Source organism: Lacticaseibacillus rhamnosus (genome assembly GCF_900636965.1).
In the GTDB taxonomy this organism is placed as follows: domain Bacteria; phylum Bacillota; class Bacilli; order Lactobacillales; family Lactobacillaceae; genus Lacticaseibacillus; species Lacticaseibacillus rhamnosus.
The window spans coordinates 1,232,239-1,247,656 of the sequence record NZ_LR134331.1 but is presented as its reverse complement, the minus strand read 5'-3'; the positions used below and the strand labels follow the sequence as shown (position 1 = coordinate 1,247,656).

The 15,418-nt window shown below is 47.0% G+C and carries 13 protein-coding genes; 6 read left to right on the top strand and 7 right to left on the bottom strand.

Features of this window, described 5'->3' with window-relative positions; all coding sequences use genetic code 11:
• Positions 1-90 precede the first annotated feature (90 nt).
• The 6 genes from EL173_RS06520 to EL173_RS06495 all read right to left on the bottom strand — a co-directional run bounded on the left by EL173_RS06520 (position 91) and on the right by EL173_RS06495 (position 8,544).
• Positions 91-1,392 carry an APC family permease gene (locus EL173_RS06520; RefSeq protein ID WP_014571296.1) on the bottom strand — a complete coding sequence of 434 codons (1,302 nt, stop codon included), beginning with the start codon at positions 1,390-1,392 and terminating at the stop codon, positions 91-93.
• Positions 1,385-2,134, bottom strand: coding sequence for a gamma-glutamyl-gamma-aminobutyrate hydrolase family protein (locus EL173_RS06515; protein WP_005689097.1), 750 nt, complete (start codon positions 2,132-2,134; stop codon positions 1,385-1,387). Before EL173_RS06515 ends, EL173_RS06520 begins: the two co-directional genes overlap by 8 nt.
• A gap of 240 nt (positions 2,135-2,374) precedes the next feature.
• A complete protein-coding gene (locus tag EL173_RS06510; RefSeq protein ID WP_005689095.1) occupies positions 2,375-4,552 on the bottom strand; it encodes a Tex family protein in 2,178 nt (725 codons plus the stop codon).
• A gap of 245 nt (positions 4,553-4,797) precedes the next feature.
• Positions 4,798-5,445, bottom strand: a complete 648-nt coding sequence (locus tag EL173_RS06505; RefSeq protein WP_005689094.1) for a GNAT family N-acetyltransferase — start codon at positions 5,443-5,445, stop codon at positions 4,798-4,800.
• A 49-nt stretch (positions 5,446-5,494) separates the two neighbouring features.
• Complete coding sequence (locus EL173_RS15215) at positions 5,495-6,100, bottom strand: DUF2399 domain-containing protein (RefSeq protein ID WP_064522544.1); 606 nt, start codon at positions 6,098-6,100, stop codon at positions 5,495-5,497.
• A gap of 947 nt (positions 6,101-7,047) precedes the next feature.
• On the bottom strand, positions 7,048-8,544 hold the full coding sequence (locus EL173_RS06495; protein ID WP_005684825.1) for a hypothetical protein: 1,497 nt from the start codon (positions 8,542-8,544) through the stop codon (positions 7,048-7,050).
• Positions 8,545-8,798: 254 nt separating this feature from the next.
• On the opposite strand from EL173_RS06495, the gene EL173_RS06490 reads away from it, so the two are divergent.
• From EL173_RS06490 to EL173_RS06470, 5 genes are all read left to right on the top strand, one after another.
• Positions 8,799-9,683 carry an ABC transporter ATP-binding protein gene (locus EL173_RS06490; RefSeq protein ID WP_014571294.1) on the top strand — a complete coding sequence of 295 codons (885 nt, stop codon included), beginning with the start codon at positions 8,799-8,801 and terminating at the stop codon, positions 9,681-9,683.
• Between the two features lies 1 nt (position 9,684).
• A complete protein-coding gene (locus EL173_RS06485; RefSeq protein ID WP_005689089.1) occupies positions 9,685-10,449 on the top strand; it encodes an ABC transporter permease in 765 nt (254 codons plus the stop codon).
• A gap of 67 nt (positions 10,450-10,516) precedes the next feature.
• Positions 10,517-11,545 (top strand): sensor histidine kinase, encoded by a 1,029-nt coding sequence (locus EL173_RS06480; RefSeq protein ID WP_005689087.1) that lies wholly within the window; start codon positions 10,517-10,519, stop codon positions 11,543-11,545.
• Positions 11,546-11,547: 2 nt separating this feature from the next.
• Positions 11,548-12,156, top strand: coding sequence for a response regulator transcription factor (locus EL173_RS06475; protein ID WP_014571293.1), 609 nt, complete (start codon positions 11,548-11,550; stop codon positions 12,154-12,156).
• Positions 12,157-12,262: 106 nt separating this feature from the next.
• Positions 12,263-13,108 (top strand): ATP-grasp domain-containing protein, encoded by an 846-nt coding sequence (locus tag EL173_RS06470; RefSeq protein ID WP_005689084.1) that lies wholly within the window; start codon positions 12,263-12,265, stop codon positions 13,106-13,108.
• 154 nt (positions 13,109-13,262) lie between these two features.
• Here EL173_RS06470 and EL173_RS06465 read toward each other — a convergent pair whose 3' ends face one another.
• Positions 13,263-14,120 (bottom strand): DegV family protein, encoded by an 858-nt coding sequence (locus EL173_RS06465; RefSeq protein WP_005689082.1) that lies wholly within the window; start codon positions 14,118-14,120, stop codon positions 13,263-13,265.
• A 266-nt stretch (positions 14,121-14,386) separates the two neighbouring features.
• On the opposite strand from EL173_RS06465, the gene EL173_RS06460 reads away from it, so the two are divergent.
• Positions 14,387-15,403 carry an IS30 family transposase gene (locus tag EL173_RS06460; RefSeq protein WP_019728331.1) on the top strand — a complete coding sequence of 339 codons (1,017 nt, stop codon included), beginning with the start codon at positions 14,387-14,389 and terminating at the stop codon, positions 15,401-15,403.
• The last annotated feature ends 15 nt before the right edge of the window (positions 15,404-15,418 follow it).

Below are 15,418 nucleotides of genomic sequence, written 5' to 3'. Positions count from 1 at the left end.
ATACCAGTTTGCACGTAAAAAACCGAATTATAGGTTTGATTGCTAACCCCCGACCTGGTTTTTGTTAACTTGTTCCAATTTCTTGAGTGGTTAAACTTTCCCATGCTGCCGGTACGTGTATGTCAAGAAATAAAACGGTACCGCCACGAGCAACGCGCCAAGGCCGATGACCAGCTGACTTACCTGAACCTGAACCAATAGCCAGATGCTGACTAAAATTGCTACTGCAGGAATGACGGGGCCAAGCGGCAGATGGAAGGTACTGCTTTTATCCTTGGTCTTGGTTTTGGCAAATACAATTACCGCCAAACATGTTGGAATGTATTGGGCAAATCTTGAAACCGCGCTGATTTGAGCGAGGTAGCCGAATGTGCCGGAATACGCGATGAGTAAGGTAATGGTTGCGGACACGACGATCGCAACATATGGTGAGTTGACCCGATTACGTTTAGCCAATAATTGCGGCATCATGTGATTTTCAGCGAGGGCAACTCCAGACCGCGGGGTGATAAAGGAACTGGCAACAAGCAGTCCCCCAGTCGATAACAGCGTCCCGGCGGCCACCAAAGCATTGCCAAAGCCACCGGTGATTTTAGCGAAAGCGGTTTGAATTGGTGTATCTGTATTTGCCAACGCATTTCCCAAAATACCGGTGCTGACAACCTGAATCAGGATGTAAAAAAGTGCAACCACCGTCATGACGGTAGCAACGGCTTTGGGTAAATTACGCTTGGCATTTTTCATGTCGCCCGCCGCAACGACTAAGCCTTCAAAACCGGTGAAAGCATAAAACATGACCACCGCGGCTTGCCCGAAACTACCGGACTTATAGCTGCCGCCTGGGAATAATGGCGTGAAATTGCTGCCTTTGATGAAGAAAATGCCGATTGCAACAAACAAAACTAGCGGAACCAATTTTGAAACGCTAATCACATTGTTGACCACGGTTGAAACCCGGACACCGGCGATATTCATGAGCGCCAAGCCGATGACCATGACTGAAATAATCGAATCGCGAATAATAGGCTGGTTTAACGCTGGAAAAGTCCCGACTAATGCAGTTGTGAAAGCAACCGCCATCGTGGCCTCCGCGATAATCCGAATCGCCCAAGTGACAAAGCCGACCTCAAAGCCGACAAAATCGCCAAATGCATCTTTGGCATATAAGTACGGACCACCATCACGATCAAAATAGGTCGCGGCTTGAGCAAAACAAAGTGCAATACTGATGACCAACAAAGCATCAAAAAGTAAGACAAAAATACTAGCTGACCCAATTAACTTAGCAGCCTGATTGGGTAACAGAAAAATTCCGGAACCGATAATGCCGTTGATCCCCAGCAAAATCATGCTCCAATAACCCATTTGTTCTTTCTTCACAACATTATTCATTGCCATCACCTCCTGCACGTTTAACAATATCGGCAAATAATGGTAGTTGTTCCGGAAATTGTTGCCACATATTTTCCGGATGCCACTGAACGCCGAGAATCAGATTCGACTCCTTGCTTTCAACGGCTTCAACGACTCCATCCGGCGCTTTGGCAGTGACTTTAAGACTCGCTGCAACATCCTTAACTGCCTGATGGTGCCGGGAGTTAACATAACTACTCGTCCCTAACAATGCTGCTAAATGGGAGCCCGGCGTAATCGCAACGTGATGGGTCGGCCACTGTCCCGGTGCAGCCTGGGCATGGCGAATGGTGGCTTGCGGGTTTTGGCTTGGCAAATCCTGATAAAGGTTGCCACCTAATGCCACGTTAAGAATCTGAATGCCCCGACAAATCGCAAAAATCGGCTTATTCGCCTTCAAAGTTGCTTTAATTAAGGCAATTTCGAACCGATCCTTTTGATAAGTAGCCCGCCCCATCGCTTGAATGGGTTCTTCGTGATAAAATGTCGGATCAACATCCGGTCCGCCTGGCAAAACCAAACCGTCAAAAACATCAACATATTGTGCTGCCAACGACGCTGCTGCAGCGTCATCTTCAGGATACGGCAAAATTAACGGTGCCCCGCCAACTTTTACAATTGCATTTTTGATCATGTTTGGCGCCATGTCTGCATAGTTCAGATTAATGACAGGCGAAGGCGCGACCATTGAATCTCCGGTAAGTGCGATGATTGGTCGCATACTGTCAGCTCCTTTTTTAGATATTCTTGTATTTTAATCTTTCTATAATTAATTTCAACCGTTGTTTTAATATACGGTTATTCTGAAGATTTTATCGACACTGTCATTAAGCACACGAAACCGGATACATCCAACCTTCATTAAACTAAAAAAAATAGGCGGTGGCTTCCTAATATTGGTCCTTGAACCAACATTAAAAACCACCGCTCGTATTTTTTCTATTTATTGCAAGCTAGCCGCTTAACCAACAGTCGGCGCGATCATCGTCAGCTGTATCCGCTCGCGATTGAGATCCACCGATTCAATCCAGACCGTCACAATATCACCGACTGCCACAACCGTTTTAGGATCGCGGACAAACTTGCGGGTCATTTTAGAGACATGGACTAAACCATCGTGCTTAACGCCAATGTCCACAAACGCGCCGAAATCCACGACATTGCGGACAGTTCCTTCCAGCTTCATGCCCGGCTTCAGGTCTTCCATGGTAAGGACATCTTGCCGAAGAAGCGGTGCTGCCATGTTGTCACGAAGATCGCGACCGGGATTTTGCAGACTGCTAATGATGTCATTCACTGTCTCAACGCCAACGCCATCATTGACAAATGGCGCACCATCAACACTAGCAACCTTGGCAACCGCCTCATGATCACCTAAATCAGCCGTGGATAACCCCGCCGCAGCCAGAATCTTTTTGGCAACGGGGTAACTTTCCGGGTGAATATCGGTGTTATCAAGTGGCTGCTTACCGCCGATGATTCGCAGAAAACCAACTGACTGTTCAAATGATTTCGGTCCCAGCCGTGGTACTTTTTTCAATTCGGCACGGCTGTTATAGCGGCCATTTTCATCGCGGTATTTCACAATATTAGTCGCAATCGTTTTCGACAACCCGGAAATGTGGGTTAACAGTTGGTAACTAGCTGTGTTCAGGTTAACGCCAACCTGATTGACCGCGCGTTCCACGACTGCATCGACTTCACTTGCCAGCGCCTTGGCGGGTAAATCGTGCTGATACTGCCCCACACCAATCGATTCCGGATCAATCTTCACTAATTCCGCCAGTGGATCCTGCAGGCGGCGAGCAATGCTGATTGCGCTGCGCTGTTCGACATGCAGGTCCGGAAACTCATCCCGCGCCTCTTGACTGGCTGAATATACCGATGCGCCGGCTTCGTTGACGATGACATAATAAATATCCCGCTTGATCTGCTTAAGCGTTTCCGCCACAAATTGTTCCGATTCCCGACTTGCTGTGCCGTTGCCGATCGCAATCATCGTCACATGATACTTTTCGAGTAGCGCGATCAGTTCCGAAGCCGCGGCCTGACGCTTCTTCTCTGGCGCCGGTTTGTGCGGATAAATGACAGCTTTGTCCAAAAACTTACCATTTTCGTCCACCACGGCTAGTTTGCAGCCGGTGCGATAAGCTGGATCAAATCCGAGAACCACCTTGCCTTTAATCGGTGCCTGCATCAGCAAGTTGTACAGATTCTGACCAAAGACCTTAATCGACTGCTCCTCAGCACTTTCGGTTAAAGTATTGCGCACTTCCCGTTCAATCGCCGGGCCAATGAAGCGTTTGTAGGCATCCTGATACGCCGCTTCAATAAACGCTGTTGCTTCGGTACTCGGGCGATTATCAATCAATTTAAAATGGCAATATTGCATCACCGAAGCAGGATCAACTTGAACCTTAACTGTCAAAATCTTCTCTTTTTCGCCGCGATTAATGGCCAGCGTCCGAGTCGATGACATTTTCTTGACGGTCTCTTCAAAGTCGTAAAATTGCTGATAAACGCCTTTTTCGTCCAGTTCCTTGCCTTTGGTTTTGACGGTCGTTTTAATCGTACCAGTACGCATGGTGAAATTGCGCACCCAATTGCGGATCGGCGCCATTTCGCTAAACTTCTCCGCAAGAATTTCATGGGCACCGTCCAATACGTCCTGCTCAGTCGCAACCTCTTTGTCCGGATTCACAAATTTAGCCGCTTCAGACGTCAAATCGCCTACTGGGAAAGAAAGAATCCACTGCGCAAAAGGTTCAAGTCCGCGCGCTTTAGCAATGGTTGCCTTGGTCTGACGCTTTTGCTTATAAGGTAAATAAATATCCTCAACATCCTGCAACTTGGTACTAGCATGGATTTGCTGCTCCAGCTCAGGTGTCAGCGCCCCTTGTTCGGCAATACTCTTGATCACCGCAGCTTTACGATCCTGCAGCGCCGTCACCCGTTTATAGGCTTCCTCAATCGCCTGAATCTGAACTTCATCCAGACTCCCGGTCATTTCTTTACGATACCGCGCAATAAACGGAACCGTATTGCCCTCATTCATCAAATTCAAAACCGTACTGATTTGCCGACTCGTCATTCCCGTCAAGTCTTGTTGTACGATTTGAATGGTTTGGTCTTCAATCAAAATATCTTCCCCACAATTTCTGTTCAGTCTGCTTAGTTACTCAGCAAATATCATTATAGCAACCCAGTGAGCGAGATAAAACAGTGATCTGTCCCCCAAAGTTGGCACAAAACTTTGGGGGACAGATCACTGACTAGGATCAGGCTGTGCTCTTTTATATCTAATCGTGAAAAAGCTCGTTTAGCGATTCGTTTAAGATTATTTTCTTGATAAGATAACATCTAATTAAATGCAGCACTTGATCATCAGATATCTAACACATAAACATGTTCCGTGACAATCTTACTGACATCTTTAAGCAGGTCAATATTTACCTTTTTACCAACAAAGTACGTCTCCATATCCTGCCCGTACGGAATCTCAGCACCTTGAGCATCATAAAGCGTCATTTGATGATCATCTGTCACGTGAAAATTCACCCACTGCGGCACTTTATTATGAGAACTGTGCCCATGGACAATTGCCGCTGTATAACACAACTTGGCGCCAACTGCTCGATACAGTTGATTCGCTGGTTCGTCATCCAGCGTATAGATCAATAACGCACCGCCACGACTTTGTAACCGCCGTTTCAGCTGAGCCAACAACGCCTTAGCAATTCCTTGATGTTGAAAATCAGGATGAACTGCCATGGTGTCAAGGGTGCTCAATGGCATCTTTGCGGGCAAACCATAAGATTCCGGTTTGGCCTGTTCTTGATTTAAAAAGATGGCTTCAGCGATCCCAACAACTTGGCTATCAACCGTTGCCACTAGTGAGATGCCATTTTCTGCCGTCACAGTTTCTTTTTCACCGGTGATCTCATCCTGAAACCCACTGCGCATATATGCTAGGGCACGACAACGCAACCAACTTTCTAGTAGCTCGGGGCGATAATTTTCGATCGTATACATTGGGCTATTTTCCTTTGCAATTGATTAAAAACACTTGCTCAGTTTCTTACTAATCTTCCTGCTTCAACCAATCCGCGATCCGCTGGGTATAAATCGGCATGAGCTGTTCCTGTTCCACAAATTTTCCAAACATTGTGACCGAGACCATTTCAGCTTGGAAAACCGGCGAAGTGACTTGAAGCGCACGTGTCCGGGCCGAGTTGCGTTTCCCTAATTCTGCCAGCCAAAGTCGGACATCCCTTGGCGTTTGCAAGGCCGCCACTGCTTCTGCTGGCGTTTGCTTCAAAAGACTGGCAAATCGGTCGGCCATGCGGATACCAGCACTATCAATGTCGCCTAAATATGCATAACGCATCCCTCGTTCTTCCAGTCGTTGAATGAGTCGCACATACACATCATTGAAATCATTGCCGGACTGTAAAATCAACGGCCAGTCTGGATGTTCCTGATGAAGCAACGCAAACACCCCGTTATTTTCGATGACCACCGCCTGTTTGTTTTTCAACGGAAAGTCGAGCATCGGTGTGAGTTGCCAAGGATTCAACGTCAATGGTTGGGGTAAGTCGGTTTCAAAAACATTTGCAGAGGTGAACGCCATGCCGATCAACCGCGCTGTCAGTTCATTGACCTGTCCAGACTGAAAGCAATGCGTCATGACCCACCGGTAGTAAGCAAACAGCGCCGGATCTTCACGAGCATCGTTGAGTGTATGCGCTGTGAGTCCCATGGCGACTGCTTTTTTTCTAATGAGTGCGGTTAAATCAGCAGCCGCCACCCCTGCGCCAAGTTGATGGGCCACTGCCAAAGCGACCAGATAAGGCTTGGCAACACTAGGCTGGCGTTGCGTGTCCAGTAGCAGCGCATAACGATCCCCGATTTCTAAAACAAACCGCCCGCCTTGCGCCCACTGTTCGGCAATCTCTTGTTTGTTGACAGCCAACGTTGACCAAAGTTGCGGATTGGCTTTAGGACTCATAAATTGTTCTGTCAGTAAAACACGGTTAACTTTTTGAATCTCGCTTACTTCCTCTTGGGATTGGGTATTGACCAAATAATTCACCAGGTTCTGGGTAAATTCATTGAAATCCGGATGAACCTCCCAATAATCATCAATTTCAGCTGGTACATTTTCCGAGTCGTCTTCAAGGCGATCTGGGGTGAACAACCCGAATCGTTTTACGAACAGTGCATCAATGGTACGCAACAATTCCCGCTCATCTAGCTCCGTAACCTCGCTATGCACCTGCCGGACGATTTTTTGGGTGGCAATGGCCCGGTCCGCTTGATTATTCTGTAATTCCGGCTCATTAATGATCGTTTTAACCGTTGCCAAAAGAACATGAACCTGCACCGGCGAAAGTTTCTCGGTTCCCAATAGAAAAAGCAGATTTTCTTGAAAGTTTTCGGGCATGATGCCGAACATATTCTTAAAGTAAAAGCCGATTCGTTTCTGCACAGAAGGTTTCTTTAAATCCGCAATGGCACCTCGACTCAATTGCGTGGCGGCAGCAAGCGGCGTGGTGGTAAACACCCCGTGATCCAACAATTCATTAATCACCAGTTGATCGCGTTTAGTTATTTGCGCCATCTTATTTCTTCTCCTTAATCAAACGAAAACGTGAACCCATGCGGCAGCACAACTGCATAATCTTCGCCTGCCACTTGCAGCTGTAACGGCGGCGAATCCGGTAATGCTTCGACTGATTTGGTTGCGCGACCAAATGGAGCAAAAGCAGCAAGATCTTTGTGATAGGTGGCAGCAAATAGTTTAACGATTTCATCGCGCGCGGTAACTGTCTTGAGCGTCAAATTGTGATCAACCCGGCCATGGAAATCATCCACCATCAACGTCTGCCGAAATTCTCGCAGTCCTGCCAGTTGAGCCTGCTCACTCGGCGCATCATCGGTGACGGTCGGATTGTCGGCGGCACTGGCCGGCTGCTTTGTAATGGGATTGGCTAAATAATGAACTGGCCCCATCGTAGACGCATCTAGCAAATCATTGGGGTCATCAACTTCACGATCCGCCGGCAAGTGCCGTGGGATCTGGGCAGGAATCGTCAGCTGGACGTAATGTGCGAGTAACCCATCAATTTTCTTAGACAGTACTTTCAAGTCGATCGTTTGGCGCTTGGCATGTTCAAATTCCTGGCTAAGTAAGCGCACAATGCCTAACAAGGTATTAAAGACAAGATAAATCGAGTCAAGACTACTATCAATCGCGGTCGTCGTTGGACTCATGCTTAGCGATAACCGATTGAGCTGCGACTGTGCCCATTGCTTGTTCCGCTGAAACCGCGTTACCAACACATCTTGGCGGCCAGCAGCATGGGCAGCATCCAAGTCCCCCTCACCTTGCTGGGAATGGGCAATCTGATCAGGAAAAGTACGGTCGTCAGCCAACCCTTGAATACGTGCTGCCTGATTCAACATTTGCCGGTATGCCGGGATCGCTTCTTGGCGCAACATTTGCTGCAAGTGGGCTGCAGCCTGACTTCCATGGTTAAAGGCAATATCGTTTGCAATCTCATCAAGATCATCTTCTAATTTATGAATGCCTTTCATCACATCGTCATAGGCATCGAGCATATTTTTAAAATCATTGTAAAGCCGGGTGTCGGCCCCCGAACGAACCGGTACACTCAGTTTTTCGACCAGATCCACGTATTCCTGAATCCGATTGGTGTTGGCCGTAATGGTACTTTCGGCATCGATGACTTTTTGCATCATTTTCAAGTATTCAATGCCGCTGCTTGTGATCCGGTAAACATACGACTGGCGGATATGGTACTGACCGCTGCGCATGCGGGCGCGTACTTTTCGCGGGCTTACTTCAACTAACCCCGCTTGCGTCACGAGGACATCGAGCACCTTTTTCAAGACGTCATCGGCAATGGGCGTTTCCCCACTGAGGCCATCAAGATAATCGTTGTTGTACTTCCGGGCTAAATAACTCAAGGTAATCGGTTCACTGCTGCTGCCAGCATCGCGATAAAGAATCGTCAATACTGACCAGCCGGCTAAAGGATGATGCACACTCAGTCCTAATTGACTTGCTAATAATAGATTACGCAAAGGCTCCGATAATGTCGCTGCCATCTTCCTGATTCCCCTCTTTTAATCCGCGTCCATATTCCTTCCATTATACAAGAAGTACGGTTCGCACAATAGAGATGCTGCTGCTCCTTTGATCTGACGCTTCCGATGATTCATCATCATAGCAACAAAAGGTCGTGTGCCTCTCCAGCGCAATAAAAATCGTCAGTCATGACATTTGTCACATCACATACATGACAATCGCGACTACTGGCAATCATGGTGGCCGCGTAGTATCGATGTTGGAGGTGGATGACATGCACACAATTATTCGAACTGAACATCTGAAATTCAGCTATGGTAAAAAACAAGTTTTAAATGATATTAACTTAACGGTAAACGCCGGTGAAATCATCGGTTTGATCGGCGTTAACGGCGCAGGTAAAACCACCCTGCTAAACATTTTACTAGGACTACTTAAAGGTGAAGGCGCGGTCAGCGTTTTTGAACAGCAGCCCGGATCGGCCATTAGCAAGGCACGGATCGGGTCGATGCTTCAAGGCGACATGGTTGTTCCCGGCATCACGATTGCAGATTTACTAAAGCTTGCTGCGGCTGAAAGCGATCATCCGCTTAACACTAATAAATTGCTCACGGACTTACGCTTAGAACCTTTTAAAACACAGCGACTCGGCAGTCTTTCCGGTGGGCAATTGCGTCGGGTGACATTTGCCGTTGCCTTAATCAACCAACCGGACTTACTCTTCCTCGATGAACCTACTGTCGGGATGGACGCAAACTCGCGTAAAGCATTTTGGGACAACATCGAGCAGTTGCGCCAAGAAGGTAAAACCATCGTGATTACCAGCCATTATCTTGAGGAAATCCAACAAATTGCGGACCGCTTGTTGATTCTGCAAAAAGGTCGCTTCACATTTGACGGCTCCCTCCAGCAACTGCAAAAACAGCATCTCGGAGCCACCATTACATTCGAAACTGACCTGCAACTGCCCATTTTCAACGGATTGCCTGCAGTTGATCGCGTTGATCATCTCAAGCATAAACTCGTCATTCACAGCACAGATGGTGACCAGACCTTGCGCGCATTGACACCGCTGCTTGACCGTCTACACCAAGTGAGTGTGAATCGTGAATCATTGGAAGATATTTTCCTACAGTTAACCCAACAGGAGGCCAGCTAAAATGAAAACATTCTTTGCACAATTAGCTTTTGACGGCAAGCGATTAGTCGTCCGAAACGCCTCATTCATTTTCTTTTCAATCATCATGCCAGCTGGATTTTATTTACTTTTCACTAAGATCATGGTGAGTGGATCAGCTGCAGAAATCAAGCAATTCAATCTCACTTACCTGGGCCAGATGATCGTCTACAGTGTTTTAATTGAGGCTTTCTTCAGCATTGCTTCTATCTTAAGACGTGACCGTGAAAAAGGACTGACAACTTTTTTGCGGCTTTCTCCGCATGGCACTTTACCTTATTACACGTCCATCACTTTTTGGATGTTGATGATGAGTTTGCTGTCAGTTGTGGTGCTAGGCGGGATTGCAGTTGGGGTTAATGGCGTTCGGCTCGAAATCACCCAATGGTTGGGGCTGATAGTTGTGGTCTTAATTGGCCAGCTGCCTTTGCTCATGATCGGAATTGCGTTGTCGCATATCCATCGAGAAGAAATGCTCAGTCTTGCCAGTAACTTGCTGACTTTCCCGATGGCCCTTGTCAGTGGCTTATGGTGGCCCATCAGCATGTTGCCAAGTTGGCTTCAAGCGATTGGCAAGCTGATGCCGACTTATTTCGTCAACAATCTCTTAAATGAACTGACGTCACGTGCTAAAGTAGACTTAACCAATTTGATTGGCATAGCTGTTTGGGTCTTACTTGCCGGCTTGGTCGTTGTGGCAATGACTCGAAACGAACAACGGAGAGGCGTGGCATTGGGTGAGGCATAGCTTTCGATTATGGTTAAGTAATCTGGAATGGACCAGTTATATATGGCTGCTTTATCTGCCATATATTATGAGCGAGTTCATCCCCACCAAGTCCAGTATTGACTGGCTGTGGATCGGCTTAGGGGTCCTTTTCCTGGTCGTTTATATTCTCGTTAATGAAATCGATCGGTGGCTGGCGGTGACGATTCCACTAGAACTCTTCATTGCCGGCTTGTTTTCGATCTTTGCCTTCAATAACTACATGATTATTTACCCCGGATGGCAGATTTCATTTATCTTGGCCCGGTACCCGCGAAAATATTTTCGCTGGTTTGCCACCGCTTTTTACCTGATTATGTTCATCGGACTCTGGCGTTATAATCACTTTCATCCTGGCGTCATCAGTCTCGACAATGCGAATATTGGCGACCTTATTTTTCCATTAGCCTCGCCGTTGATTTCATACGCGGTTGCGCGCTCAGTCATCCGTCGCCGCCAGTTAAGTCAAACCAATCGGCGGCTGCAGGCGGTTGTTCGCCGCGGTGAGCGTGAACGCATCGCACGTGACTTGCACGACACACTTGGCCAAAGCTTCTCAATGATCACGCTCAAAACCGAATTGGCAAAAAAGTTACTCATCAAGGCGCCGGAACGGGTGGCCCAAGAACTAGACGATATTGCTAAAACCAGCCGCGACAACCTACAATTGGTCCGCGCCATTGTCAACGACCTTCATCAGCAGTCCCTCAGCGAAATGATGTTGGAACAAGGTAAAAATCTTGCCGAAGCGGATGTGGTTTTACTGACAAACGGGGAAAATGAAGCCACTGAATGGCCGACAACCGTTCAAGCCCAATTGAGTGCCGTCATTTCCGAAGCAATTACCAATGTGATTCGTCATGCGCACGCTCACCAAGCCATCATTACCTTCGATCAAACCCCGACCGCTTATCTGGTTGAGGTTCAAGATGACGGTCATTCAAAAAGCTATGTTCGCGCTGGGTCAAATGGTATTAGCGGCATGCAACAACGCATGCAAGCGGTCAATGGCACTTTTTCCATTGTCCATAATCGCCAAGGCACACGGGTTTCACTTACTTTGCCAAAGGAGGCCTGATGATGATCACGTTATACCTTGCCGAAGATCAAAGCATGTTAAACTCGGCACTGTCGCAGTTACTCAACTTGGAAGATGATTCAACCGTCATCGGCAGTGCACAAGACGGCGCCACCGCTTGGCAAGCCATTCAATCGCAGCCGCCTGATGTCGCGATCCTCGACATTGAAATGCCGAAAATGACCGGCCTGGATGTTGCTGATCAAATTCACACGCACGCTTTACCTACCAAAGTCATTATCCTGACCACCTTCGCGCAAAAAGCGTATTTTCAACGCGCTATTGCTGCTCAAGTGAACGGTTATCTTTTGAAAGACAGCCCAAGCGATGACCTAATCGCCGTTATCCGGAAAGTGATGACGGGGCAAACAGTTTACGCACCGGAATTAGTTGCGAACATGGTCACGGCTGAAAGCAACCCCCTGACAGAGCGCGAATTGGCCGTTCTCGGGGAAGTCGCCAGTGGTTTGTCTTCCAAACAAATCGCAGCCTCGCTTTTTCTATCTGAAGGCACCGTGCGTAACTACTTGTCGGCCATCTTTAGTAAGCTAGGGGTGCATAATCGGATTGAGGCAATTGAGATGGCGAAACGGAATAAGTGGTTGGCATGAAGGCGTCGTTTCGATAAAATTCAACTAGCTGGCTAAACTAATTCAAAGCTCATTCTATGGCTACCCTCTTCTAGGTCATCACCATCATTCAAAGTGGGGTCTAAAAATGGACACTAGCAAACTAACATTGTTGTTTCCGGGAAATCCCTTAAGAGTCTCTCAACCCGACCCAGATTACGCCGAGGAATATACGGTTGCAAAATCCATGACTAATGTTCGGCTTATTAATCTTGATTGCTTATTAGATCAAAATCAGCTTGAGTTGAATACGTCTTTTCCTTCTGAAACAACAGTTATCTATCGTGGATGGATGTTACGGCCAGAGACATATTCTAAAATGAATAGTTTAATCTTAGCTTCTGGAGCAAAAATGCTTACTGATACCCACGCCTATACAGGGACCCATTTGCTTCCTAGATGGGCCCATCACTCTAACACACTCAAGTCAGCTTGGACAACCGATTTATCCGATAAAGATATCATACGAGTGCTTAACCAATTTTCCGGACCAGTCACAATAAAGGATTTTGTTAAGAGCAGAAAACACGAATGGTATAGTGCCTTTTACATTCCAAATGCTCAAAACTTTTCACAAGCTTTGGAAGTGATTCATAACTTCATTACTCGACAGGGCGAGAACCTTGTTGGTGGTCTTGTCATACGTGAGTTTGTTCCGCTACTTCAGACAGGCACCTACTTATCAAACAATCCGACATTTGAGGAATATCGCGTTTTCTATTGGCAAAGAAATCCATTTGTGGTTATTGATTATTGGGGGAAGAATTTTGAAAGCTTGAATGCAAACGATCAGCAATTCATTAAAAAACAAGGCGCTGATATTAAATCTTCTTTTTTCACAATCGACTTTGCCCGAAAGATCAATGGTGATTTAACAATTATGGAAATTGGCGATGTTAATCATTTTTATCGGTTATGGTTAAATCAAAAATAAATCTTCAATCTTTTCCGATAATTGCTGAAAAGTCAGATAGATTTTCCTTTATGTGTGAAAATCTATCTGACTTTAATTTGCAAAGAATTAGTTTTAACTTTAATGACTGGTCATCATTTAACATTCGCAAAAAATAACCATTCGTCATAGACGCTTAATACGATTGCACAGTAGCACCAATCAACCCCGGTCCAGTATGAACGCCGAGCGATGGTGACACTTCACCGATAAAATCAACCGGGTGTCCTGTAGCTTCTTCTATTTTTGCGGCTAGTTTCTTCACCAGCGTTGGATTCTGACCATGCGCGACTCCAATTCGATAATGGTCACTGTTGACGCAATCCTGCTTAATCTGATCGACCAGTTTTTGCAGTGCCTTTTCCTCCGAGCGGGCTTTAAAGATTGGATAATAAACGCCTTCCGGATCACATGAAATAACCGGTTTAATATGTAAGACTGAGCCGACTAACCCGGCTACCCGACCAATTCGTCCCCCCGCACTCAAATATTTCAGCGTTGGCACGTAAAAATAGATCCGACTTTTAACAATTGACGCTTCAACTTTTGCCACCAGCGTCTGAAACGATTCGCCGGCATTGATTAGCGAGGTCGCATAGGCAACTTGAATGCCACTGCCAATGCCGATGCTTTTCGTATCCAAAATGGTAATCTGCTTGTCGGGAAACTCCTCCGCCGCTAGTTGAAAGACATGGTGCGTGACTGACAGCGCACTCGAAATTGTAATCCCAAGAATCTGCGTATAACCCGCCGCAAACAGCCCTGCCAGCGCTTCTTTGGCTGCATGCGGTGAAGGACTGGATGTTTTCGGCAAGGTTTCAGCCGTTGCCAATGCGGAATAAAATTCATCCGGGGTAATATCAACCGCGTCCAAATAGTTATGCCCGTTCATCGTAATGTTCAATGGGACAACCGCAATATTCGGGTTCGTATCCAGCACACTTTTAGGAACATCCGAACCTGAATCAACGAGAATTGCAATTTTTTCGGTCATGTTGCGCCTCCATCAGCTTTAATGACTATATTATATAGTTTTAAAAACTAGATGTAAATAGGTTCATGACGTTTATCACTTTTATTTGTATTCTTCCACAAACAAAAATGGCTCTGAGACTCACAAACACTGTGTTCTCAGAACCATAGCCATTTTTATAACTTCCCCAGTTTACAATTCAAGTGCAACACCCTGACGACTAGACCATAAAGGCCATGAAGACCTATTCTTGTTAGTGCTAGCTAAACAAGAAAGCAGGAATCTTCATGACCCACTCTCAGACTAACACCCACAAGCATTACCAACAACTCAGTTTTAGCGACCGTGCTACAATTCAGGCCCTTCAGGCTGCTGGTGACACCGCGACCGTGATTGCACAGAAGCTTCATCGCAGTAAAGCGACAATCTCACGAGAAATCACGCGTGGATCTGTAACTCAGCTCGACTCGAAGCGTCACTCGCATCAAGTCTATCTTGCGGAAACTGCCCAAGCCATGCACGACCGTAAACGCGATAGAACCGGTCACTACGCCTTTCTTAAGACCGGCCGTGCGTTCTTCAAGGCTCTCGCCAGGGAGCTTACTCGTAAGCCGCGCGTACACAGCGTTGATAGCTTCGTACACTTCTATCGCGACCAGGGCAAGGCTTGCCCTTCAACGACAACTGTGTATCGCTACATCGACGCCGGGCTGCTTGAGCTAGACAACATGACACTTCCCAAGAAGCTCCGACGCCGCATCAAAGGCTATAAGAACGCCCACAAGCGCAAGAATAAGAAGATATACGGCGACTCAATCGAGTTGCGTCCTGCGGCCGTGAATGACCGCACAGGCGTGGGACATTGGGAAGGCGACTTGGTCAAAGGTATTCGCTTAGCTGATGAGCCAGCATTAATGACGCTCACAGAACGGTACAGCCGGACTGAGATCATCGTCAAGATTCCTGACTATCATGCGGGCACCTGCCTTAAAGCCTTGCAGGACACGATCGACGACTACGGGGCCAAGGAATTTGAGAGTATCACTTTTGACAATGGTTCCGAGTTTGCCAAGTTATCAGAGATTGTTGGAACCCAGATTTACTTCGCACATCCGTACTCGCCTTGGGAGCGTGGCACAAACGAGAACGCCAATGGACTGCTTAGGGAATTCTTCCCGAAAGGGAAGTCTCTCAGAGCAGTTACCCTGGTTGAAATTCAAGCAGTCCAATCCGCACTGAACCATCGTCCCAGACGTATTCTGAACTATCTTCGCCCATGCGATTACTACCGATGCATGGCGTAACAGCCTAGACCACTA